Source organism: Streptomyces sp. NBC_00876 (assembly GCF_045207435.1).
Taxonomy (GTDB): Bacteria; Actinomycetota; Actinomycetes; order Streptomycetales; family Streptomycetaceae; genus Streptomyces.
This window is the reverse complement of record NZ_CP108800.1, coordinates 1,566,995-1,590,209: the sequence shown is the minus strand read 5'-3', so window position 1 is coordinate 1,590,209 and position 23,215 is coordinate 1,566,995. Positions and strand designations below refer to the sequence as shown.

At 69.1% G+C, this 23,215-nt stretch carries 19 protein-coding genes and 1 pseudogene; 16 read left to right on the top strand and 4 right to left on the bottom strand.

From position 1 onward, the window contains the following. The first annotated feature begins 159 nt into the window (after nt 1–159). From metH to OG782_RS06930, 3 genes are all read left to right on the top strand, one after another. Nucleotides 160–3,672: a methionine synthase gene (gene metH / locus OG782_RS06940; protein ID WP_406448513.1), complete on the top strand. Its 3,513-nt coding sequence runs from the start codon at nt 160–162 to the stop codon at nt 3,670–3,672. A gap of 119 nt (nt 3,673–3,791) precedes the next feature. Then, complete coding sequence (locus OG782_RS06935) at nt 3,792–4,493, top strand: HAD family hydrolase (protein WP_406448512.1); 702 nt, start codon at nt 3,792–3,794, stop codon at nt 4,491–4,493. A 357-nt stretch (nt 4,494–4,850) separates the two neighbouring features. After that, nucleotides 4,851–6,452, top strand: a complete 1,602-nt coding sequence (locus OG782_RS06930; protein WP_406448511.1) for an ABC transporter substrate-binding protein — start codon at nt 4,851–4,853, stop codon at nt 6,450–6,452. 25 nt (nt 6,453–6,477) lie between these two features. Here the strand turns inward: OG782_RS06930 and OG782_RS06925 are convergent, their stop codons facing one another. Further along, nucleotides 6,478–7,149: a response regulator gene (locus OG782_RS06925; protein ID WP_406448510.1), complete on the bottom strand. Its 672-nt coding sequence runs from the start codon at nt 7,147–7,149 to the stop codon at nt 6,478–6,480. A gap of 9 nt (nt 7,150–7,158) precedes the next feature. Further along, a complete protein-coding gene (locus OG782_RS06920; RefSeq protein WP_406458891.1) occupies nt 7,159–8,004 on the bottom strand; it encodes a RecB family exonuclease in 846 nt (281 codons plus the stop codon). 171 nt (nt 8,005–8,175) lie between these two features. Here OG782_RS06920 and OG782_RS06915 point away from each other — a divergent pair, with 171 nt between their 5' ends. From OG782_RS06915 to OG782_RS06905, 3 genes are all read left to right on the top strand, one after another. Further along, nucleotides 8,176–9,426, top strand: coding sequence for a site-2 protease family protein (locus tag OG782_RS06915; protein WP_406458889.1), 1,251 nt, complete (start codon nt 8,176–8,178; stop codon nt 9,424–9,426). Between the two features lie 60 nt (nt 9,427–9,486). After that, nucleotides 9,487–10,392 (top strand): tRNA (adenine-N1)-methyltransferase, encoded by a 906-nt coding sequence (locus OG782_RS06910; protein WP_406448509.1) that lies wholly within the window; start codon nt 9,487–9,489, stop codon nt 10,390–10,392. 331 nt (nt 10,393–10,723) lie between these two features. Further along, entirely contained in the window at nt 10,724–11,308 is a 585-nt protein-coding gene (locus tag OG782_RS06905) for a hypothetical protein (RefSeq protein WP_406448508.1), read from the top strand. A 40-nt stretch (nt 11,309–11,348) separates the two neighbouring features. Here the strand turns inward: OG782_RS06905 and OG782_RS06900 are convergent, their stop codons facing one another. Further along, nucleotides 11,349–11,660 (bottom strand): ferredoxin, encoded by a 312-nt coding sequence (locus OG782_RS06900; protein ID WP_406448507.1) that lies wholly within the window; start codon nt 11,658–11,660, stop codon nt 11,349–11,351. 241 nt (nt 11,661–11,901) lie between these two features. On the opposite strand from OG782_RS06900, the gene arc reads away from it, so the two are divergent. From arc to prcA, 6 genes and pseudogenes are all read left to right on the top strand, one after another. Beyond that, complete coding sequence (gene arc, locus OG782_RS06895) at nt 11,902–13,668, top strand: proteasome ATPase (protein ID WP_406448506.1); 1,767 nt, start codon at nt 11,902–11,904, stop codon at nt 13,666–13,668. 237 nt (nt 13,669–13,905) lie between these two features. Beyond that, nucleotides 13,906–15,417 (top strand): depupylase/deamidase Dop, encoded by a 1,512-nt coding sequence (dop, locus tag OG782_RS06890; protein WP_406448505.1) that lies wholly within the window; start codon nt 13,906–13,908, stop codon nt 15,415–15,417. 120 nt (nt 15,418–15,537) lie between these two features. Further along, nucleotides 15,538–15,756 carry a ubiquitin-like protein Pup gene (locus tag OG782_RS06885; protein WP_406448504.1) on the top strand — a complete coding sequence of 73 codons (219 nt, stop codon included), beginning with the start codon at nt 15,538–15,540 and terminating at the stop codon, nt 15,754–15,756. A 93-nt stretch (nt 15,757–15,849) separates the two neighbouring features. After that, nucleotides 15,850–16,041, top strand: a pseudogene (locus tag OG782_RS06880) (endonuclease domain-containing protein); the annotation flags it as partial. Further along, nucleotides 15,993–16,838 (top strand): proteasome subunit beta, encoded by an 846-nt coding sequence (prcB, locus tag OG782_RS06875; RefSeq protein WP_406448503.1) that lies wholly within the window; start codon nt 15,993–15,995, stop codon nt 16,836–16,838. The pseudogene OG782_RS06880 and the gene prcB, both read left to right, overlap by 49 nt. 59 nt (nt 16,839–16,897) lie before the next feature. Then, the gene (gene prcA, locus OG782_RS06870; protein WP_406448502.1) at nt 16,898–17,770 is read left to right on the top strand and encodes a proteasome subunit alpha; all 873 of its coding nucleotides are present in this window, start codon (nt 16,898–16,900) and stop codon (nt 17,768–17,770) included. A 54-nt stretch (nt 17,771–17,824) separates the two neighbouring features. Here the strand turns inward: prcA and OG782_RS06865 are convergent, their stop codons facing one another. Continuing rightward, nucleotides 17,825–18,862 (bottom strand): LacI family DNA-binding transcriptional regulator, encoded by a 1,038-nt coding sequence (locus tag OG782_RS06865; RefSeq protein ID WP_406448501.1) that lies wholly within the window; start codon nt 18,860–18,862, stop codon nt 17,825–17,827. A 131-nt stretch (nt 18,863–18,993) separates the two neighbouring features. Here OG782_RS06865 and OG782_RS06860 point away from each other — a divergent pair, with 131 nt between their 5' ends. The 4 genes from OG782_RS06860 (at nt 18,994) to OG782_RS06845 (ending at nt 23,126) form a co-directional block, all read left to right on the top strand. Continuing rightward, nucleotides 18,994–20,253, top strand: coding sequence for an MFS transporter (locus OG782_RS06860; protein WP_406448500.1), 1,260 nt, complete (start codon nt 18,994–18,996; stop codon nt 20,251–20,253). A 9-nt stretch (nt 20,254–20,262) separates the two neighbouring features. Continuing rightward, complete coding sequence (gene pafA, locus OG782_RS06855; protein ID WP_148016152.1) at nt 20,263–21,624, top strand: Pup--protein ligase; 1,362 nt, start codon at nt 20,263–20,265, stop codon at nt 21,622–21,624. A gap of 127 nt (nt 21,625–21,751) precedes the next feature. Continuing rightward, nucleotides 21,752–22,708: an FKBP-type peptidyl-prolyl cis-trans isomerase gene (locus OG782_RS06850; RefSeq protein ID WP_406448499.1), complete on the top strand. Its 957-nt coding sequence runs from the start codon at nt 21,752–21,754 to the stop codon at nt 22,706–22,708. Between the two features lie 43 nt (nt 22,709–22,751). Next, a complete protein-coding gene (locus tag OG782_RS06845; RefSeq protein WP_406448498.1) occupies nt 22,752–23,126 on the top strand; it encodes an FKBP-type peptidyl-prolyl cis-trans isomerase in 375 nt (124 codons plus the stop codon). Nucleotides 23,127–23,215: the final 89 nt, after the last annotated feature.

Here is a 23,215-nt window from a genome sequence, read left to right as displayed (position 1 = left end):
TCTGCGGCACCCCACCCGTCCGGACAGCCCGCTGAACAGCATGCAGTCCGGTTCGTGGGACAGAGTGACGGCCAGGGACGCCGCCCGGCTACCCTGGCCGGGTGCGCCTTCCGCCGAAGACGCAAAGCCGACAGCCGTCGCATCCCAGGGAGTACATCCATGGCCTCGTCGCCGACCCCTTCCGCCGACAGCCGGAACCGAGCCGCAGCCCTCCGCGAGGCGCTCGCCACCCGTGTGGTGGTGGCCGACGGTGCCATGGGCACGATGCTCCAGGCACAGGACCCCACGCTCGAGGACTTCGAGAACCTCGAAGGCTGCAACGAGATCCTGAACCTCACGCGCCCCGACATCGTGCGCTCCGTGCACGAGGAGTACTTCGCCGTCGGCGTGGACTGCGTGGAGACGAACACCTTCGGCGCGAACCACTCGGCGGCGAACGAGTACGAGATCGCCGACCGGATCTTCGAGCTGTCCGAGGCCGGCGCCCGCATCGCCCGCGAGGTCGCCGACGAGTTCGCGGCGAAGGACGGCCGCCAGCGCTGGGTCCTCGGCTCGGTGGGTCCCGGCACCAAGCTGCCGTCGCTCGGCCACATCGCGTACGACGTGCTGCGGGACGGCTACCAGCAGAACGCCGAGGGCCTGCTCGCCGGCGGCTCGGACGCCCTGATCGTGGAGACCACGCAGGACCTGCTGCAGACCAAGTCCAGCCTGATCGGCGCGCGCCGGGCGATGGACGCCCTGGGCATCGACGTGCCGCTGATCTGCTCGCTCGCCTTCGAGACGACCGGCGTCATGCTGCTCGGCTCCGAGATCGGCGCCGCGCTGACCGCCCTGGAGCCGCTGGGCATCGACCTGATCGGGCTGAACTGCTCGACGGGCCCGGCCGAGATGAGCGAGCACCTGCGCTATCTGGCCCGGCACTCGCGTACACCGCTGATGTGCATGCCGAACGCGGGCCTGCCCGTGCTGACCAAGGACGGCGCGCACTTCCCGCTCGGCCCCGAGGGGCTGGCGGACGCGCAGGAAGCCTTCGTGACCGACTACGGTCTGTCCCTGATCGGCGGCTGCTGCGGTACGACGCCCGAGCATCTGCGCCAGGTCGTCGAGCGGGCCCGCGGACTCACCCCCGCTGTCCGCGACCCGCGCCCCGAGCCCGGCGCCGCCTCGCTCTACCAGACCGTGCCCTTCCGCCAGGACACCTCGTACCTCGCGATCGGTGAGCGTACGAACGCCAACGGGTCCAAGAAGTTCCGCGAGGCGATGCTGGAGGCGCGCTGGGACGACTGTGTGGAGATGGCCCGCGACCAGATCCGCGAGGGCGCGCACATGCTCGACCTGTGCGTCGACTACGTGGGCCGTGACGGGGTCGCCGACATGCAGGAGCTGGCCGGCCGCTTCGCCACCGCCTCGACCCTGCCGATCGTGCTGGACTCCACCGAGCTGCCCGTGCTGCGGGCCGGACTGGAGAAGCTCGGCGGCCGCGCGGTCCTCAACTCGGTCAACTACGAGGACGGCGACGGGCCCGAGTCGCGCTTCGTGCAGGTCACCAAGCTCGCCGCCGAGCACGGCGCCGCGCTGATCGCGCTGACCATCGACGAGGAGGGCCAGGCCCGCACCGTCGAGCACAAGGTCGCCATCGCGGAGCGGCTGATCGAGGACCTGACCGGCAACTGGGGCATCGATGAGTCGGACATCCTCATCGACTGCCTCACCTTCACGATCTGCACCGGGCAGGAGGAGTCCCGCAAGGACGGCATCGCCACCATCGAGGCGATCCGCGAGCTGAAGAAGCGCCACCCCGACGTCCAGACCACGCTGGGCCTGTCGAACATCTCCTTCGGCCTGAACCCGGCGGCCCGCGTCGTCCTGAACTCCGTCTTCCTTGACGAGTGCGTCAAGGCCGGTCTCGACTCCGCGATCGTGCACGCCTCGAAGATCCTGCCGATCGCCCGGCTGGACGAGGAGCAGGTCAAGGTCGCCCACGACCTGATCCACGACCGCCGCGCCGAAGGCTACGACCCGCTGCAGCGGCTCATGGAGCTCTTCGAGGGCGTCAACATGAAGTCGATGAAGGAGGGCAAGGCCGAGGAACTCCTCGCCCTGCCGCTCGACGAGCGCCTCCAGCGCCGGATCATCGACGGCGAGAAGAAGGGGCTGGAGGCCGACCTCGACGAGGCGCTGCAGACCCGTCCCGCTCTCGACATCGTCAACGACACCCTGCTGGAAGGCATGAAGGTCGTCGGCGAGCTCTTCGGCTCCGGCCAGATGCAGCTGCCGTTCGTGCTCCAGTCCGCCGAGGTCATGAAGACCGCGGTGGCCCATCTGGAGCCGCACATGGAGAAGTCGGACGCCGAGGGCAAGGGCACCATCGTCCTGGCCACCGTCCGCGGTGACGTCCACGACATCGGCAAGAACCTCGTCGACATCATCCTGTCGAACAACGGCTACAACGTCGTCAACATCGGCATCAAGCAGCCCGTCTCCGCGATCCTGGAGGCCGCCGAGGAGAACCGCGCCGACGTCATCGGCATGTCCGGTCTCCTGGTGAAGTCCACCGTGATCATGAAGGAGAACCTCCAGGAGCTGAACCAGCGCAAGCTGGCGGCCGAATACCCGGTCATCCTCGGCGGCGCGGCCCTCACCCGGGCGTACGTGGAGCAGGACCTGCACGAGATCTACGAGGGCGAGGTGCGCTACGCCCGGGACGCCTTCGAGGGGCTGCGCCTGATGGACGCGCTCATCGGGGTCAAGCGCGGCGTCCCCGGCGCCGTCCTCCCCGAGCTCAAGCAGCGCCGCGTGCCCAAGCGCGACACGGCCGTGCTGGAGGTTGACGAGCCGGAGGCCGGTGTCCGCTCCGACGTGGCCGTCGACAACCCGGTCCCCACCCCGCCGTTCTGGGGCACCCGGGTCGTCAAGGGCATCCCGCTCAAGGAGTACGCCTCCTGGCTCGACGAGGGCGCCCTCTTCAAAGGCCAGTGGGGCCTCAAGCAGGCCCGCGCCGGTGACGGCCCGACCTACGAGGAGCTGGCCGAGACCGAGGGACGCCCGCACCTGCGCGGCTGGCTCGACAAGCTGCACACCGAGAACCTGCTGGAGGCGGCCGTCGTCTACGGCTACTTCCCCTGCGTCTCCAAGGGCGACGACCTGATCCTGCTGCACGAGGACGGCTCGGAGCGCACCCGCTTCACCTTCCCGCGCCAGCGCCGCGGCCGCCGGCTGTGCCTGGCCGACTTCTTCCGCCCGGAGGAGTCCGGCGAGACGGACGTCATCGGCCTCCAGGTCGTCACGGTCGGCTCCAGGATCGGCGGCGAGACCGCCAAGCTCTTCGAGGCCAACTCCTACCGGGACTACCTGGAGCTGCACGGCCTGTCCGTACAGCTGGCCGAGGCGCTCGCCGAGTACTGGCACGCCAGGGTCCGCTCGGAGCTCGGCTTCGCCGGTGAGGACCCCTCCGACGTCGAGGACATGTTCGCGCTGAAGTACCGGGGCGCGCGCTTCTCCCTCGGTTACGGGGCCTGCCCCGACCTGGAGGACCGGGCGAAGATCGCGGACCTGCTCAAGCCCGAGCGGATCGGTGTCCACCTCTCCGAGGAGTTCCAGCTCCACCCCGAGCAGTCCACCGACGCGATCGTCATCCACCACCCCGAAGCCAAGTACTTCAACGCGCGGTAGGACTCCGTTCGGCGCGCGGCAGCAGCACGAGTCGTACACTGGTCGGTCCAGTGCAGGCCGGTCGCCCTTCCTCCGGGAAAGGTGGCCGGCCTTCTCGCCCCTCATGGAAGGTGTGCCGGATGACCAGTACGATCCCCGCGTCCTTGACCCGTACGGCCGAGGGCGCGGCCCTGCAGGCCGTCTTTCTCGACATGGACGGCACCCTGGTGGACACCGAGGGCTTCTGGTGGGACGCCGAGGTGGAGGTCTTCGCCGATCTGGGGCACCGGCTGGACGAGGCGTGGAAGGACGTGGTCGTCGGCGGCCCGATGACCCGCAGCGCCGGCTACCTCATGGACGTCACCGGCGCGGACATCACGCTCGACGAGCTCACCGTGCTGCTGAACGACCGCTTCGAGAAGCGCATCACCCGCGGCGTGCCGCTGATGCCGGGTGCCGCACGGCTGCTCGCCGAGCTGGGCAGGCACGACATCCCGACGGCCCTCGTCTCCGCCTCGCACCGGCGGATCATCGACCGGGTCCTGGAATCGGTGGGCCGTCACCACTTCGCGCTGACCGTCGCGGGCGACGAGGTCTCCCGGACCAAGCCGCACCCGGAGCCCTACCTCACCGCCGCGAGCGGCTTCGGGGCCGATCCGCGGCTCTGTGCGGTCATCGAGGACACCGCGACCGGAGTGGCCGCGGCCGAGGCCGCGGGATGCCGGGTGGTGGCCGTGCCGTCGGTCTCCCCGATCGCACCCGCCGCGGGCCGGGTGGTCGTGAGTTCCCTCGAGGAAGTCGATCTCGAATTCCTCAGGGGCCTGGTCACGGGAATGCGCTGATCGCATACCGAGGGCAATTCTGTGAATGAATGGAAAAGCTCTTGCGAGGGACCGTGCGTTCCATGTCGCGCACCGTGTAATTAAGTCCGGTGCATGACAAGTGCGCGAATGGGTCGCCTCGTGACCTTTGTCACCCAATCGTCGGCCGGGTGCCGTCGAGATCTGCGCGAACGCTCACCCCGGCGGACTGAAGTGTCCCGATTCGTTAATCCGTGTACGAATCCTTCCGGGAGTCGGGCGGTGATCTCCATAGCTCCCCATTGCCCTGCGATTACGAAGCGGACGGAGCCGGTCCGGCATTGCCGATGACCCCTACTAATGTCGTTTTCCCATGAGCGGATGAGGGAGAACGGCCATATGAACCGCAAGACGCTGGTGCTGCCGGCCGTGGTGGGCCTGCTCGCGCCCGTACTCGCCGCCTGCGGCGCGTCGGGCAGCGGGAGCGATGGCGACGGCGCCATCGTCGTCGGCACCACGGACCGGCTCGTCGCGTCGAAGGACGCACCCGCGCCGCTCGACCCCGCCATCGGCTACGAAGGCGGCGTCTGGAACGTGCTGCGGCAGACGGTGCAGACCCTGATGAGCATTCCGCGGGGCGGCGGCGCGCCGGTGCCCGAGGCGGCCGAGAGCTGTACCTTCACGGACAGGGCGAACGAGAGCTACCGCTGCCGGCTGCGCAGCGGCCTGGAATTCGCGGACGGCGGCGCCGTCACCGCCGAGGACGTCAAGTACTCGATCGACCGCGTCATCCGGATCAAGTCCACCAATGGGCCCGTCGCCCTGCTCGACAACATCGACACCGTCGAGACCAAGGGGGAGCGGGAGGTCGTATTCCACCTCCGGACCCCGGACGCCACCTTCCCGTACAAGCTCGCCACGCCGCCGGCCGGAATAGTCCAGCAGGACACATACCCGGCGACCGCCGCCCGCGCCGGATTCCAGGTGGACGGCTCGGGTCCGTACACCATGAAGCCCGAGGTGAAGGGCGACCGGATCGTGAAAGTTCTCTTCACGAGAAACCCCCGTTACAAGGGGGGCCTGAAAGTCATGAACGACAAGGTCGAACTCGATTACTTTCCCGATGCCGCCGCCATGGGCAGAGCGCTCGACGAGAAGAAGATCGACATGATGACCCGCACCATGTCGCCGGAGCAGGCCCAGCAGATGGTGGCCGATCCCGGGGACGGCATCAAGCTCACCGAGATGCCCGGGCTCGCCATCAGGTACCTCGCCTTCGACACCGAGGACCCGGCCGTGAAGAACAAGGCGGTCCGCCAGGCCATGGCCCAGATCATCGACCGCGGCCGGATCGCGAGCGAGGTCTACGGCACGACGGTCGAGCCGCTCTACTCGCTGATCCCGTCCGGCATCACGGCCCACTCCGACTCGTTCTTCAACAAGTACGGCGAGCCCAGCGCCGCCAAGGCCGCCGCGATCCTGAAGGACGCCGGGATACACACCCCGGTGAGGTTCACCCTGAACTACGCGAGCGACTACTACGGCCGGGAGACCGCCACCGAGTTCAGGATGCTCCAGAAACAGCTCAACGCCACCGGTCTCTTCGACGTCGGCGTCAAGGGCACGCCCTGGGCGCAGTACCGCCCCGCCGCGCTGCACGGCGACTACACGGTCTACGGCATGGGCTGGTTCCCCGACTTCCCGGACCCGGACAACTACACGGCGCCGTTCCTCGGCGCGAACAACTTCCTCAACTCGCCCTACCGGTCGGTCCGGGCCCGGACCGACCTCATCCCGCAGACCCGCCGTGAGACCGACCGCGCCGCCGCCGCCAAGACCTTCAAGCAGCTCCAGGACATCGTCGCCGAGGACGTCCCCGTCCTCCCTGTCTGGCAGGGCAAGCAGTACGTCGCCTCCCTGGACGGCCTCACGGGCGTCGAGTGGGCGGTGAACTCCTCCGCCGACATCCACCTCTGGGAACTCGGCCGCGGCACCGGCTGACCCTCCCGGACCCCGCAGGGCGGCGTCACTGCGCGCCGGGGCGCACCAGCCCGCTCTCGTACGCGTACACCGCGGCCTGCACCCGGTCACGCAGTCCCAGTTTCGTCAGCACATGGCCCACATGCGTTTTGACGGTGGTCTCGCTGACGAACAGATCGGCGGCGATCTCCGCGTTCGACAGGCCGCGCGCCACCAGCTTCAGGACCTCCACCTCGCGGTCCGTCAGCGTGTGCAGGGTGTCCGGCACCGGCTCCTCGCCGGACGGGAGATGGTCCGCGTACTTGTCCAGCAGCCGGCGCGTGATGCTCGGGGCGAGCATCGCCTCGCCGCCCGCGACCACCCGGATCGCCTGCACCAGCTCATCGGCCGGGGCGTCCTTCAGCAGGAAGCCGCTCGCACCCGCGCGCAACGCCTCCACCACGTACTCGTCGAGATCGAACGTGGTCAGCACCAGCACCTTCGCCGGACCGTCCCGGCCGGGACCGGTGATCTGACGCGTCGCCTCGACGCCGTCCATCCGCGGCATCCGGATGTCCATCAGCACCACGTCGGGCTGCAGCGCCCGCACCTGGTCGATGGCCTGGAGGCCGTCACCGGCCTCGCCCACCACCGCGAGATCACCCTCCGCCTCCAGGATCATCCGGAAACCGGTGCGCAGCAGCGGTTGGTCGTCGACCAGTAGGACGCGGATAGCCACGGAATCTCCTCAATGTCCTTCGAGGGCCGCAGGCCGGCCGGCCTCAGCCCCGACCGCGTCCATTCTGCCCTGGTCATCCTGCGCCGCGTCCGCCGGGCGCACCGACAGCGGATAGACCGGGGGAGTCCCGCCGAATTCGGGGCAGAGCGCCTGATGGTCGCACCAGCCGCACAGCTTCGTGGGCCGCGGCCGCCACTCACCCGTCTCCGTGGCCTGCGAGATCGCCTCCCACAGCGCCAGCAGCTTGCGCTCCACCCGCTCCAGGTCCGCGATCACCGGGTCGTACGTCATCACGTCGCCGCTGCCGAGGTAGACCAGCTGCAGCCGGCGCGGCACCACACCCTTGAGCCGCCAGATGACCAGGGCGTAGAACTTCATCTGGAAGAGAGCGCCCTCCGCGTACTCCGGACGCGGCGCCTTCCCCGTCTTGTAGTCGACGATCCGGACCTCGCCCGTCGGCGCCACATCGATGCGGTCGATCACCCCGCGCAGCCGCAGCCCCGACTCCAGCTCCGTCTCGACGAACAGCTCCCGCTCCGCCGGCTCCAGCCGCGTCGGATCCTCCAGCGAGAACCAGCGCTCCACCAGCCGCTCCGCCTCCGACAGCCACCCCGACAGCCGCTCGCCCTCCGCGTCCCCGGCGAAAAGCTCCGACAGCTCGGGCTTGGACTCCAGCAGCCGGTCCCACTGCCCGGGGATCAGCGCCGTGGCCCGGCCCGGCGTGCGCTCCGCCGCCGGATTGTCGAAGAGCCGCTCCAGCACCGCATGGACCAGCGTGCCCCGGGTAGCCGCCTCACTGGGCTTCTGCGGCAGTTTGTCGATGACCCGGAAGCGGTACAGCAGGGGGCACTGCATGAAGTCGCTCGCCCTCGACGGCGAGAGGGACGAGGGCGGCTGAGGCGGCCGCGGCACTGAGGTCATGACGAAGACCCTACGACCCGCCACTGACAACAACCGGCATACCATCGACCACAGACCCTCGAACACTGCATCATCGTGCCGAACGGCACCGACCGAAGGGACCCCGTGGACGAGAGCGGCGACAGCGGGCGGCCGCAGCCCGGCGCAGGGGGAACGGACCCCGGCGACGGCCCCGGCAAGGGCGCACCCAGGCGCCGGGACGAGCCGGGGGGCGGCATCCTCATGGGCCGCCCCTTCGGAGTGCCCGTCTACGTCGCACCCAGCTGGTTCCTCGTCGCGGCCCTGATCACCTGGGTCTTCGGCGGCCAGCTCGACCGTGTCCTGCCCGGCCTCGGCGCGGCCCGGTACCTCGTCGCACTGTTCTTCGCGATCGCCTTCTACGCCTCCGTGCTCGTCCACGAACTCGCGCACACGGTCGCCGCGCTGCGCTACAAGCTCCCGGTCCGCCGCATCCAGCTCCAGTTCTTCGGCGGCGTCTCCGAGATCGAGAAGGAGTCCGAGACCCCCGGCCGCGAATTCGTCCTCGCCTTCGTCGGCCCGCTGCTCTCCCTGGTCCTGGCCGGCGTCTTCTACGTGCCGCTGCACTTCGTCGAACGCGGCACCGTGCCCGGCGTCCTGCTCGGCGGCCTGATGATCTCCAACCTCATCGTCGCCGCCTTCAACCTGCTGCCCGGCCTCCCGCTCGACGGCGGCCGGATGCTCCGCGCCGTCGTCTGGAAGATCACCGGCCGCCCGATGAGCGGCACCGTCGCCGCCGCCTGGGTCGGCCGCGCCCTCGCCGTGGGCACCCTCGTCGGCCTGCCCCTCCTCACCCGCACCGGCACCCTGGGCAACGACACCAGCACCATCAGCGGCATGGACACCGTCACCGACGCCCTGCTCGCCGCGATCCTCGCCGCCATCATCTGGACCGGCGCCGGCAACAGCCTGCGCATGGCCCGGCTCCGCGAGCACCTTCCCGACCTGCGCGCCCGCAGCCTCACCCGTCGCGCCGTCCCCGTCGAGGCGGCCACCCCGCTCTCCGAGGCCCTGCGCCGGGCCAACGAGGCCGGTGCCCGCGCCCTCGTCGTCGTCGACGGGAACGGCGAACCCAAGGCACTCGTCCGGGAGGCCGCCATCGTCGCGGTCCCCGAGCACCGCCGCCCCTGGGTCGCCGTCGGCGGTGTCGCCCAGGACCTCACCGACGGAATGAAGGTCTCCGCCGAGCTCGCCGGCGAAGCCCTTCTGGACCGCCTCAAGGCCAGCCCCGCCACCGAGTACCTCGTGGTGGAGGACACCGGTGAGATCTACGGGGTGCTGTCCACCGCCGACGTCGAGCGGGCGTTCGTCGCCGCCATGGCACGGCCCGCCGCCTGACGCCCGCAGCACGGCACGGGCAGCGGTCGGAGCCCCAGGAAACACCGGTAGGCTGGTCACATGTCTGAACCGACCGGTGCCGCCCGCCGACGTGGGCCCTTCAAGGTCGGGGACCAGGTCCAGCTCACCGATCCCAAGGGACGCCACTACACCTTCACGCTCGAGGCCGGAAAGAGTTTCCACACCCACAAGGGTTCTTTCCAGCACGACGAGCTGATCGGTGCTCCCGAGGGCAGTGTTGTCCGTACCACGGGGAACGTCGTCTACCTGGCGCTGCGCCCCCTGCTCCCCGACTACGTCCTGTCCATGCCCCGCGGCGCCGCCGTGGTCTACCCCAAGGACGCGGGGCAGATCCTGGCCTTCGGCGACATCTTCCCCGGCGCCCGCGTCGTGGAGGCCGGCGTCGGATCCGGTGCGCTCTCCACCTTCCTGCTCCGCGCCATCGGCGAGCAGGGCATGCTGCACTCCTACGAGCGCCGCGAGGACTTCGCCGAGATCGCCCAGCAGAACGTCGAGCGCTACTTCGGCAGCCCGCACCCCGCCTGGCAGCTCACCATCGGCGATCTCCAGGACAACCTCACGGACACCGATGTGGACCGTGTCGTGCTGGACATGCTCGCCCCCTGGGAGTGCCTGGAAGCGGTCTCCAAGGCGCTCGTCCCCGGTGGCATCCTCTGCGCGTACGTGGCGACCACCACCCAGCTCTCCCGGACGGTCGAGTCCATCCGCGAGATCGGCTGCTTCGCCGAACCGCAGCCCTGGGAGTCGATGATCCGCAACTGGCACGTCGAGGGACTCGCCGTGCGCCCCGACCACCGCATGATCGGCCACACCGGCTTCCTCGTCACCGCCCGCCGGCTCGCCGACGGGGTCCAGGCCCCGCCGCGCCGCCGCCGCCCCTCCAAGGGTGCCTACGGCGACGACTACGACGGCCCGGGCAGCCAGAGCGGCTCCGCCCGCGACTAGGGACTGTCTCTCAGATCCGTCTGTGGGCCTCTCGTTCGGATCATGCCGGGCTCGCGGGGCCGGCCTGATCCAAACGAAAGACCCTGAGCAGCCCGGGCAACGCACCGGCGCCGCCGCCGAGTTTCCGGACCGACCCGGGAACTCGGCGGCGGCGCCTTTTCGTTGCCCGGCCACGGACCGCGACCGGCCGCGGTCCGTGGCGACCCCACCGTTCCGCTGCCGTGTGAGGTGTGGCACGATGCTGGCCACCCCCACCCCGCCGCCGACGTCCCGCCGGCGGCACTGCCCCTTCAGGCATTCGGCACCACAGGAATCACAGGAGACATCCCGCGTGCAGACCTCCGCGCTCCCGGACCTCGCGCACACCGACACCACCCCGATGCACTGGCTCGCCACCGCGGCGGCCATGGCCGCCGTCGTCGCGGCAGCCGGTCTGCTCCAGCCCGACGCGAGCGCCTCGGCCTCCACGTCCCACCGCACCGCCGTCCAGCACGGGACGGCCCCCGTGGCCGCGCCCGACCCGGCCCGTGCGGACTTCCCCCTGGAATGCGGCGGCGCGGGCACCACCGTGGCCAAGCAGGCCCCGGGCGACCTCGACGGCGACAACCGCCCCGAAACCGTCGCCGTGGTCCACTGCGCGGCCGGATCCGGCACCCCGCCCAGCGGCGTCTACGTCCTCACACAAGGAAGCGGGGCCGCACCACGGATCGTCGCGACCCTGGTGGACCCCGCCCAGAAGATGAGCGTCGGTGACTTCGCGGTGCGTGACGCAGTGGTCTCCGCCACGCTCCTCGGCTATTCCTCGCCCTCGATCCCCTCCTGCTGCCCGGACCAGCAGGAAAAGGTCACCTGGCAGTGGCAGAACGGTGCCTTCGTGCGCAGCAGCCAGTCCACCGAGTCCACGGCCGGCGTCTGACCGTCACCCTGCGTATCCGCCGGCCCGGCTCGGCCGCCGGTCAGGCGGCCTCGGGGCCGAAGACCTCGACCTTGTCCGAAACGCGCCGTACATGGATGCAGTCACCCGGGCACTCCTTGGCCGAGTCGACGACGTCCTGGAGGAGCGGCAGCGGTACGGGCGTGGTCGCCCCCTTGTCCTGCAGCAGCTCGTCCTCGTCGCTCTTCACGTACGCGAGACCGTCGATGTCCAGCTCGAAGACCTCGGGCGCGTACTGCACGCAGATACCGTCCCCCGTGCAGAGGTCCTGGTCGATCCAGACCTCCAGGTCCTGCGTCTCGCTGCCGGTGGGAGCGTCCTGCGCCACGGTCATTTCTCCTGCCGTTTCCTGCGTATCCGAACCAAAAAAAGCCAGCCCTGACGGGTGTTGAACAGTTCGACGATACAACCGGCCGCTTTCGGATGTTGAAGGGTGGGTATTCACCTGACACGAGGGAGAGTGCAAGGGTGAAGATCGGACACGCCCCACAGTCTTTGTGATCTAGGGGTTTCAATCATCACCCACCCAGGTAGGGTCAGGAAGCGTCCAGCTCCCCTTGGAGGAGGTGAGGACCGTGGCAGCCCACGACGACGACATCAACCGCGGCATCCGGCCCGGGCGGGGGTCCGATGACCCAGCCGGCCAGGTCGCCTATCTCGAGCAGGAAATCGCCGTCCTGCGACGTAAGCTCGCCGACTCTCCGCGGCATACGAGGATTCTCGAAGAGCGGATCGTCGAGTTCCAGACCAACCTCGCAGGCGTGTCCGCGCAGAATGAGCGGCTCGCCAGCACACTCCGGGAGGCCCGCGACCAGATCGTGGCCCTCAAGGAAGAGGTCGACCGGCTTGCACAGCCACCGGCCGGCTTCGGTGTGTTCCTGCAGAGCAATGAGGACGGCACCTGCGACATCTTCACCGGGGGCCGCAAGCTCCGGGTGAATGTCAGTCCCAGTGTTGAGCTCGATGACCTCCGGCGAGGCCAGGAAGTCATGCTCAACGAAGCGCTCAACGTGGTCGAGGCCATGGAATTCGAGCGGGCCGGGGACATCGTCACCCTCAAGGAAATCCTTGAGGACGGCGAACGTGCCCTGGTGGTCGGGCACACCGACGAGGAACGGGTGGTGCGGCTCGCCGAGCCGTTGCTGGACATCACCATCCGCCCCGGCGACGCCCTGCTGCTCGAACCCAGGTCCGGCTACGTCTATGAAGTGGTTCCCAAGAGCGAGGTCGAAGAACTCGTCCTCGAAGAAGTCCCGGACATCGACTACGACAAGATCGGCGGTCTGGGCGACCAGATCGAGCTGATCCGCGACGCGGTCGAGCTCCCCTACCTCCACCCAGACCTCTTCAAGGAACACGAGCTGCGGCCGCCGAAGGGCATCCTGCTCTACGGCCCGCCGGGCTGCGGCAAGACACTCATTGCCAAGGCGGTCGCCAACTCCCTTGCCAAGAAGGTCGCCGAGGTCACCGGTCAGCCGACCGGGAAGAGCTACTTCCTCAACATCAAGGGTCCGGAGCTCCTCAACAAGTACGTCGGCGAGACCGAGCGCCACATCCGCCTGGTCTTCCAGCGTGCCCGCGAGAAGGCGAGTGAGGGTACCCCCGTCATCGTCTTCTTCGACGAGATGGAGTCCCTCTTCCGCACCCGCGGATCCGGCGTCAGCTCGGACGTGGAGAACACCATCGTCCCCCAGCTGCTCGCCGAGATCGACGGGGTCGAGGGCCTGGAGAACGTCATCGTCATCGGCGCCTCCAACCGCGAGGACATGATCGACCCCGCGATCCTGCGCCCGGGCCGCCTCGATGTGAAGATCAAGATCGAGCGCCCCGACGCGGAGGCCGCGAAGGACATCTTCGCGAAGTACCTCACCCCCTCGCTGCCCCTGCACTCGGACGATCTCGCCGAGCACACCGGCTCCAGGGAAGCCGCCGCGCACGCCATGATCCAGTCGGTCGTGGAGCGGATGTACACCGAGTCCGAGGAGAACCGCTTCCTCGAGGTCACGTACGCCAACGGCGACAAGGAAGTCCTGTACTTCAAGGACTTCAACTCCGGCGCGATGATCCAGAACATCGTCGACCGGGCCAAGAAGATGGCCATCAAGGCCTTCCTCGACCAGGGCCAGAAGGGCCTTCGCGTCTCCCATCTCCTCCAGGCATGTGTGGACGAGTTCAAGGAGAACGAGGACCTTCCCAACACCACCAACCCGGACGACTGGGCCAGGATCTCCGGCAAGAAGGGCGAGCGGATCGTCTTCATCCGCACGCTCGTCACCGGAAAACAGGGCGCGGACACCGGTCGCTCCATCGACACGGTGGCCAACACCGGGCAGTACCTCTAGAACGCGGACCGGCTGCGGATGCCCGGCCGGGCATCCGCAGCCGGTTGCTTTCCGGACAGCTCCCGCGACACCGCAGTAATGACGCAATTGATCTCCCCACCGGCACAGAGGCGCTCTAGGCTCTGGCGTACCGCCCGGTCGCGCAGTGCAGGGACGGGCAACCAGCGCACGCACCGGAAAAGCAGCGGTACTTGAGCGCCGCCCCGGAAGGGAGCGCCGCCGGGCAAGGAGGGCCGCATGACCGTACGGCGAGTAATGGGCATCGAGACCGAGTACGGGATCTCCGTGCCCGGCCACCCCAACGCCAATGCCATGCTCACCTCATCCCAGATCGTCAACGCGTACGCGGCGGCGATGCACCGGGCGCGCCGCGCCCGCTGGGACTTCGAGGAGGAGAACCCGCTGCGAGACGCGCGAGGCTTCGACCTCGCCCGCGAGACCGCCGACTCCAGCCAGCTCACGGACGAGGACATCGGCCTGGCCAATGTCATCCTCACCAACGGGGCCCGGCTCTACGTCGACCACGCGCACCCCGAGTACAGCTCCCCGGAGATCACCAACCCCAGGGACGCGGTCCTGTGGGACAAGGCCGGCGAACGCATCATGGCCGAGGCCGCCGAACGCGCGGCCCAGCTCCCCGGCGCACAGCCGATCCACCTGTACAAGAACAACACCGACAACAAGGGCGCCTCGTACGGCACGCACGAGAACTACCTGATGAAGCGCGAGACGCCGTTCTCCGACATCGTGCGCCATCTGACGCCGTTCTTCGTCTCCCGCCAGGTCGTCACCGGCGCCGGCCGGGTCGGAATCGGCCAGGACGGTCACGAGCACGGCTTCCAGATCAGTCAGCGCGCCGACTACTTCGAGGTCGAGGTCGGCCTGGAGACCACGCTCAAGCGCCCGATCATCAACACGCGCGACGAGCCCCACTCCGACGCCGAGAAGTACCGCCGGCTCCATGTGATCATCGGCGACGCGAACCTCTCGGAGATCTCCACCTACCTCAAGCTGGGCACCACCTCTCTGGTCCTCTCCATGATCGAGGACGGCTTCATCAACGTCGACCTGGCCGTCGACCAGCCGGTGCGCACCCTGCACCAGGTCTCCCACGACCCGGATCTCCAGCAGCTGATCACTCTGCGCAGCGGCCGGACGCTCACCGCTGTGCAGCTTCAGATGGAGTACTTCGAGCTGGGCCGCAAGTACGTCGAGGAGCGGTACGGGGCGGACGCCGACGAACAGACCAAGGACATCCTGATCCGCTGGGAGGACACGCTCAACCGGCTGGAGACCGATCCGATGAGCCTGTCCCGCGAGCTGGACTGGATCGCCAAGCGGGAGCTCATGGAGGGCTACCGCCGCCGCGACGGCCTGGACTGGGACGCGGCCCGGCTGCACCTGGTGGACCTGCAGTACGCCGACGTACGGGCCGAGAAGGGCCTCTACAACCGTCTGGTGGCCCGCGGCAGGATGAAACGCCTGCTGGACGAGACCGAGGTCGAGCAGGCCCGTACGGCGCCGCCGGAGGACACCAGGGCGTATTTCCGCGGCCGCTGCCTGGAACAGTACGCGGACGACGTCGCCGCGGCCTCCTGGGACTCGGTCATCTTCGACCTGCCGGGCCACGACTCGCTGCAGAGGGTCCCCACGATGGAGCCGCTGCGGGGCACCCGTGAGCATGTGAAAGGCCTCCTGGACCGCTGCCGCACGGCGGAAGAGCTGGTCCGGGTGCTGTCGGGCGGCTGAAAGGGCCGCCGACTGGGAATCATTCCGATGACCTCCGGACGTTGAGACAAGTACCGGGCCAATGTCGGACCCCGTAGGTAGGGTCTGATCAAGTGCTTCGAACCGAGCGGGGTGAGCTACATGGCGACCAAGGACACCGGCGGCGGACAGCAGAAGGCGACGCGCTCCACCGAGGAGACCGAGGAGCAGGCGCAGGAAGCGCAGGGCTCCGAGGACCTCAAGGAGCGACAGGAGAAGCTGAGCGACGACGTCGACGACGTCCTCGACGAGATCGATGACGTCCTCGAGGCCAATGCCGAGGACTTCGTGCGCTCGTTCGTTCAAAAGGGCGGCGAGTAACCGGCACGGCGCCGGAGGCGGACGACCTGTGCGGTGCGGGCGAACGCCCGCACCGCACGGCCGCGGCCGCGGCAGTACGCAATCGTTCCGAATGCCTCCGCCGTACATGTGGATCACTGCCGCCGGACGGGTAGGGTCCGTGGCATACGGTGCTTCAACTGCAATTCGGCCGTAGGCAAGTTGGGAGATGATCCTGACACCTTGCGCAGGGCCATCGCTTACCTGGAGGGAAACGCGTGGAAGCCAACACTCGTAGCACCGGGCGTCTACCAGCTGCCTTCCTGACGCCCGGGTCCTCTTCCTTCATGGACTTCCTGTCCGACCAGTCGCCCGGAATGCTTCCGGGCAACCGGCAGCTGCCGCCCATGAAGGGGGCCATCGAGGCGCCGCACGGCACGACGATCGTCGCGGCGACCTTCCCCGGCGGCGTCGTCCTGGCCGGTGACCGGCGGGCGACCATGGGCAACATGATCGCGCAGCGCGACATCGAGAAGGTCTTCCCGGCCGACGAGTACTCGGCGGTGGGCATCGCCGGTACCGCGGGGCTGGCCGTGGAGATGGTCAAGCTCTTCCAGCTGGAGCTCGAGCACTTCGAGAAGGTCGAGGGAGCACAGCTCTCCCTGGAGGGCAAGGCGAACCGGCTCTCCACCATGATCCGGAGCAATCTGGCGATGGCCATGCAGGGGCTCGCCGTGGTGCCGCTCTTCGCCGGCTACGACGTCGACCGCGAGCGGGGACGGATCTTCAGTTACGACGTCACCGGCGGCCGCTCCGAGGAGCACGGGTACGCGTCGACCGGTTCCGGCTCGATCTTCGCCAAGGGCTCGATGAAGAAGCTCTACCGCGAGGACCTGACGGAGGAGCAGACGCTCACGCTCGTCGTGCAGGCGCTGTACGACGCGGCGGACGACGATTCCGCGACCGGTGGACCGGATGTGGCCCGTCGTATCTATCCGATTCTCACCGTCATCACCGACGAGGGCTTCCGCAAGCTGACCGAGACGGAATCCTCCGGGATCGCCCGCTCGATTCTGGAACGCCGGATGGAACAGCCCGACGGCCCGCGCGCCGCGCTGCTCTGACCGCCCGTACCGAGGCTTCTTCGATGCTCTTGTCACTGACAGAAAGGGACGGATAGCCGGTGTCGACGCCGTTCTATGTCTCACCTCAGCAGGCCATGGCCGACCGGGCGGAATACGCCCGGAAGGGCATCGCTCGTGGTCGCAGCCTGGTTGTGCTGCAGTACGCCGACGGCATTGTGTTCGTCGGCGAGAACCCGTCCCGTGCGCTGCACAAGTTCAGCGAGATCTATGACCGGATCGGTTTCGCCGCCGCCGGCAAGTACAACGAGTACGAGAATCTCCGCATCGGCGGAGTGCGCTATGCGGATCTGCGCGGATACACCTATGACCGCGACGATGTGACGGCGCGCGGACTGGCGAACGTCTATGCGCAGACGCTCGGCACTATTTTCTCCAGTGCGGCCGAGAAGCCGTACGAGGTGGAGCTGGTGGTCGCCGAGGTGGGTGCGCTGCCCGAGGGCGACCAGATCTACCGGCTGCCGCACGACGGCTCGATCGTGGACGAGCACGGCTCGGTCGCGGTCGGCGGCAACGCGGAGCAGATCAGTACCTTCCTGGACCAGCGCCACCGTGACGGGATGTCGCTCGCGGAGGCGCTGAAGCTGGCGGTGCAGGCTCTGTCCCGTGATCCCAACGGCAGCGAGCGGGAGATCCCCGCGGAGCGGCTGGAGGTCGCGGTCCTGGACCGTACGAGGCCGCAGCAGCGCAAGTTCAAGCGGATCGTCGGCCGGCAGCTGGCCCGGCTGCTGGAGGCGGACGGCGCCGGTTCGACACCGACGGACGCCCCGTCGGACACGGAGGACGGCGAGGGCGCCGGCACCCCCGCTGCGACGACGGACACCGGCAAGGCGGGCGGCGAGAAGGCCGCCCCGGATGCCGGCGGTTCCAAGGACGCAGGCGATTCCAAGGATTCCGGCGGAGACGTGGAGTAGACGCCCCGCAGGTTCTGGTGCCCCGGTCCGCCTTCCCGGCGGGCCGGGGCGCTGTCATGAGGTGCGTCGGCCGGCCGGTGGCGCCGTGGAACCGCGGACGATCAGCCGCACCGGCAGGCTGCCCGTTTCGGCCTGCCGGCCGTCCAGCACGGCCAGCAGGGCCCTCATGCCACGCTCACCGACCTGCTCGGCGGGCAGCTGCACGGTGGTGAGCTCGGGTTCGACGGCCGTGGCCAGGGCCAGGTCGTCGAACCCGGTGACGGAGAGGTCGTCCGGTACCCGCAGCCCGAGCCGGCGGGCGGCCTTGCAGGCGCCGGCGGCCAGGATGTCGTCGTCGCACACGAGGGCCGTGGGGCGGGGCCCGGGGAGACTCAGCGCGCGCTCCGCGGCCGCACGGCCCGCCCGCACGTCCAGCGCGGCCGCGACGGTGCGCACGTCCGTGCCCGGGACCGCCCGCAGGGCCTCGTGGAGCGCGCGGGCGCGGACCGCGAACGTCCAGGAGTCGACGGCCGAGGCGAGATGGACGAAGCGGCGGTGGCCGAGGGCGAGCAGGTGACTTGTCACCTGACGCATTCCCTCGGCGATGTCGAGGTTGACCCGGGCGGCGGGCCCCGGCGCCGCGGGATCACTGTCGAGCATGACCAGGGGCAGACCGGCGCCGTGCAGGGCGCCGAGGGCGTCGGCGGCCATGGACGAGGCGATCACCCCGTCCAGCGAGGCGCGGGCCGAGGCGAACGGGTCCCGGGCCGGGCCCGTGCCGTCGGGCGAGGGATAGAGCACGACGCCGAAGTCGTGTTCGGCGGCAACAGCGGCCGCGCCGGTGTACACCCGGGCGAAGAACTCGTTGGTGAGGGCCGGGACGACGAGCAGGGCGGTCCTGGTGCGGCCGAGGCGCAGATTGCGGGCGGCGAGGTTGGGCCGGTAGCCCAGGCTGTGGGCGGCTCCGCGCACGCGCTCCGCGGTGGCCTCGGAGACCCGGCCGCGCCACTTGCCGCCCAGGACCAGGGAGACGGTGGCCTGGGAGACGCCTGCGTCCCGTGCCACGTCGCGGCTGGTGGGCCTGGGCGGGCCGGGCGGTGCTGGGCTGGTCACACGGGCCTCCGGGCCGGTCGGGGCAGCGCCGCGCGGTGGACCTGCGGGCTGGGCTCATGGTACGTATGAACCTCGAAGTTATACGTAAAACCTGCGGTGCCGGAAGGGTGCTCCAGGGAGAGGGGCGGGACATGGCCGCGGGATATCTGGACATCCTCCGGGCGCGGCATGCCGCCCGGCTGCTGACGGGCACGCTGGTGGGACGGCTGCCGAACGGGACCGCCCCCATCGCGATCGTGCTGTTCACCCGCGCGGAGGGCGGCAGCTACGCCCTCGCGGGCGCGCTCGCCGCGGTGTACGGGCTGGGCACGGCCGTAGGACAGCCGCTGCTGGGCCGCGCCGTGGACCTGTACGGCCAGCCGCGCGTCCAGCTGCCCGCCGCCGTCCTGTCGGCCCTCGGCATGGTCCTGCTCGCCGTGGCGGGCTTCGGGTCGCTGCCGCTCGCCTACGCCGCCGTGGCTGTGGCCGGAGTCTTCACACCGCCCCTGGAGGGCGGCCTGCGGGCCCTGTGGCCGAGCGTGCTCGGCAGCGAGGACCGGGTGCACCGCGCGTACGCCATGGACGCGGTCGCGCAGGAGGTCATGTTCACGGTGGGGCCGCTGCTGGTGACCGTGCTGGTCTCCCTCTGGTCGCCCGCGGCCGCCCTGCTCGTCATCAACGCGATAGGAGTCCTGGGCGCGCTCTCCGTCGTCCTGTCCGAGCCGTCCAGGAACTGGCGCTCCGCGCCGCGCGAGGCGCACTGGCTGGGCGCGCTGCGCTCGCCGGGACTGCTGGCGCTGCTCGGCTCCTTCTTCTTCATCGGGCTGGCGCTGGGCTCCATCACCGTGGCGGGCGTGGCGTACGCGGACGACCACGGCCAGGAGTCCGTCTACGGCTGGCTGATGGCCGCGCTGGGCCTGGGCGCCCTGATCGGTGGCGTGGTGTACGGGGCGCGGCAGTGGCCGGGGCCGCCCGAGCGCAGGCTGCGGGTGATCGTGGCGCTGCTGGCGCTGGGCTATCTGCCGCTGACGCTGACGCCGGGAGTGGTCGCGATGACGGTCCTGGCCGCCGTCGCCGGCGTGTTCCTGGCCCCGGCGATCGCCTGTTCGTTCATCGTCGTGGACCGGCATGCCCCGCGGGGCACGGTGACGGAGGCGTTCTCCTGGCTCGTGACGACGTTCGGGGTGGGCGCCGCGGCGGGAACGGCCGTGGCGGGTCCGGCCGTGGAGCTGGGCGGGACGGCGTGGAGTTTCGCCGTCGCGGGGGCCGGTGGAGTGGCCGCTCTGCTCGTTCTGCTGGCCACCGGAAGGGTCCTCGCAGCTCCCGGGTATAGCGCCGTTGCGGTGCGAGGATCGGAAAATGATCGAAACGGTGCTGTCGAACCCGGTTTCAGCTCGGGCCATCAGGCGTAATGTTCAGTCATGGACCGCCGCATTTTCGGGCTGGAGAACGAGTACGGCGTCACGTGCACGTTCAGGGGACAGCGCCGACTGTCTCCTGATGAAGTGGCGCGCTACCTCTTCCGCCGTGTTGTGTCATGGGGCCGCAGCAGCAATGTCTTTCTGCGGAACGGCGCCCGCCTCTACCTCGACGTGGGATCGCATCCGGAATATGCAACCCCCGAATGCGACAACCTGACCGAACTGGTCACTCACGACAAGGCCGGCGAGCGCATTCTCGAAGGCCTGCTTGTCGACGCCGAACGCCGCCTGCACGAGGAGGGAATCGCGGGCGACGTCTATCTCTTCAAGAACAACACCGACTCGGCGGGAAACTCCTACGGATGTCATGAGAACTACCTCGTGGCCCGGCACGGAGAATTCTCCCGGCTCGCGGACATCCTCATTCCCTTCCTCGTCACGAGGCAGCTGATCTGCGGCGCCGGCAAGGTGCTGCAGACCCCGCGGGGCGCGGTCTACTGCGTCAGCCAGCGTGCCGAGCACATCTGGGAGGGCGTCAGCTCCGCGACGACACGCTCCCGTCCCATCATCAACACCCGGGACGAGCCGCACGCGGACGCGGAGCGGTACCGCCGCCTCCACGTCATCGTCGGCGACTCGAACATGTCGGAGACGACCATGCTCCTCAAGGTCGGCGCGACCGACCTGGTGCTCCGCATGATCGAGGCGGGCACGGTGATGCGTGATCTGACCCTGGAGAACCCGATCCGGGCCATCCGCGAGGTCAGCCACGACATCACGGGACAGCGCAAGGTCCGCCTCGCCAGTGGCCGCGAGGCGTCCGCCATCGAGGTGCAGCGCGAGTACTACGAGAAGGCCGTGGACTTCGTCGACCGCCGCGGCATCCGCACGGGCAACGTCGCCAAGGTCCTGGAGCTCTGGGGCCGCACGCTCGACGCGATCGAGGCCGAGGACCTCGACCGGATCGGCACCGAGATCGACTGGGTCATGAAGTACAAGCTCATCGAGCGGTACCGGGCCAAGCACAACATGACCATGTCGAATCCGCGGGTCGCCCAGATAGACCTCGCCTACCACGACATCCACCGCCGCCGCGGCCTGTACTACCTGCTGGAACGCAAGGGGCAGGCCGCCCGCATCTGCAACGACCTGAAGATCTTCGAGGGCAAGTCGGTGCCTCCGCAGACGACCAGGGCGCGGCTGCGCGGCGACTTCATCCGGCGGGCCCAGGAGCAGCGGCGGGACTTCACCGTCGACTGGGTCCATCTCAAGCTCAACGACCAGGCGCAGCGCACGGTGTTGTGCAAGGACCCGTTCCGTTCCGTGGACGACCGAGTGGAGAAGCTGATCGCGGGTATGTGAGCCGGCGCAGGACGCGCCTCGGCACCTGAGCGACTCGGGCCCCGTACGTTCCTCGTACGGGGCCCTGCGCACGCCCTAGAGTGTTCGGGACCCCCTACACATGTGTCGTCTGAGATCTGAGGAACCAGTGCGCCGACTTGCCGGCCTTCTCGTCGTCCCCCTGCTGCTGCTGTCAGCGGCCTGCGGCAACGACGACAAGGGCTCCGACTCCGCTTCCGCCTCCGCGTCCGCCCCCTCCAAGGGTGGATTCCCCGCCATCACCGCGGGCGCGAAGTTCGGCGAGAAGCCCACCCTGGCCAAGGGCACGGGAACGCCGCCCAAAGAGCTGAAGACCAAGGTCGTCAGTGAGGGTGACGGTGCGACGCTCAAGAACGGCGACGCGATCCAGGTCAACTACCTCGGGCAGGCGTGGGACTCCACCAAGCCGTTCGACAACAGTTTCGACCGCAAGCAGCCCTTCGATCTGACGCTCGGCGCGGGCATGGTCATCCAGGGCTGGGACAAGGGACTGGTCGGCCAGAAGGTCGGCAGCAGGGTCGAACTGGTCATCCCGCCGGACCTCGGTTACGGCGCGCAGGGCCAGGGCGACATCAAGCCCAACGCCACCCTCGTCTTCGTCGTCGACGTGCTGAAGGCGAAGCAGATCCCGGCGTCGGCCAAGGGCGCCGTGGTGGCCCAGGACAACGCCGATCTGCCGAAGGTGGGCACGAACACCGACGGCAAGGCCCCGACCGTCAAGGTCCCCACCAAGGCCGCCCCGCCCAAGAAGCTGGTCTCCAACTACGTCCTGGAGTCCAAGGGCGAGGTCGTCAAGGAGACCGACAGCGTCATCGTGAACTACGTGGGTCTGCTGTGGAAGGACGGCAAGACGTTCGACAGCACCTACGCGACGGGCAAGACGCAGACCTTCCCGCTGGCCCAGGTCACCCTCAAGGGCCTGAAGGACGGCCTGATCGGCAAGAAGATCGGCAGCCGCGTGCTGCTCGTCGTCCCGCCGGACCAGGCCTTCGCCGACAAGGCGCAGCAGTCCATCCCCGCGAACTCGACGCTCGTCTTCGCCGTGGACATCCTGGCGAAGATGTAAGACTGTCCCGGTTGCCCAGTTCATCATTTAGAGGAGTAAGTCAGTGAGCATCGAGAAGCCCGAGATCGACTTCCCGGGTGGCGAGCCGCCGGCCGACCTGGAGATCAAGGAGATCTGGGAGGGCGACGGCGCCGTGGCCCAGGCCGGCCAGACCGTCTCCGTCCACTACGTGGGCGTGGCCTTCTCCACCGGTGAGGAATTCGACGCCTCCTGGAACCGCGGTACGCCGCTGAAGTTCCAGCTCGGTGCCGGCCAGGTCATCAAGGGCTGGGACCAGGGCGTGCAGGGCATGAAGGTCGGCGGCCGTCGCCAGCTGACCATCCCCGCGCACCTCGCGTACGGCGACCGCGGCGCCGGCGGCGGCTCGATCGCCCCCGGCGAGACGCTGATCTTCGTCTGCGACCTGGTCGCCGTCTGATCCCGCGCCCCTGCGCTCCGAGGGCCCGTGCCGCAAGGCACGGGCCCTCGCTTTTGTCCGGACACCCCGGAGCGGTACGGTCGAGGGTC

Bases quoted from the DNA above. Each gene is read 5' to 3' on its own strand.
- metH (WP_406448513.1), top strand. From the start codon at position 160: ATGGCCTCGTCGCCGACCCCTTCCGCCGACAGCCGGAACCGAGCCGCA.
- OG782_RS06935 (WP_406448512.1), top strand. From the start codon at position 3,792: ATGACCAGTACGATCCCCGCGTCCTTGACCCGTACGGCCGAGGGCGCG.
- OG782_RS06930 (WP_406448511.1), top strand. From the start codon at position 4,851: ATGAACCGCAAGACGCTGGTGCTGCCGGCCGTGGTGGGCCTGCTCGCG.
- OG782_RS06920 (WP_406458891.1), bottom strand. From the start codon at position 8,004: ATGCAGTGCCCCCTGCTGTACCGCTTCCGGGTCATCGACAAACTGCCG.
- OG782_RS06910 (WP_406448509.1), top strand. From the start codon at position 9,487: ATGTCTGAACCGACCGGTGCCGCCCGCCGACGTGGGCCCTTCAAGGTC.
- OG782_RS06900 (WP_406448507.1), bottom strand. From the start codon at position 11,660: ATGACCGTGGCGCAGGACGCTCCCACCGGCAGCGAGACGCAGGACCTG.
- dop (WP_406448505.1), top strand. From the start codon at position 13,906: ATGACCGTACGGCGAGTAATGGGCATCGAGACCGAGTACGGGATCTCC.
- OG782_RS06885 (WP_406448504.1), top strand. From the start codon at position 15,538: ATGGCGACCAAGGACACCGGCGGCGGACAGCAGAAGGCGACGCGCTCC.
- OG782_RS06860 (WP_406448500.1), top strand. From the start codon at position 18,994: ATGGCCGCGGGATATCTGGACATCCTCCGGGCGCGGCATGCCGCCCGG.
- pafA (WP_148016152.1), top strand. From the start codon at position 20,263: ATGGACCGCCGCATTTTCGGGCTGGAGAACGAGTACGGCGTCACGTGC.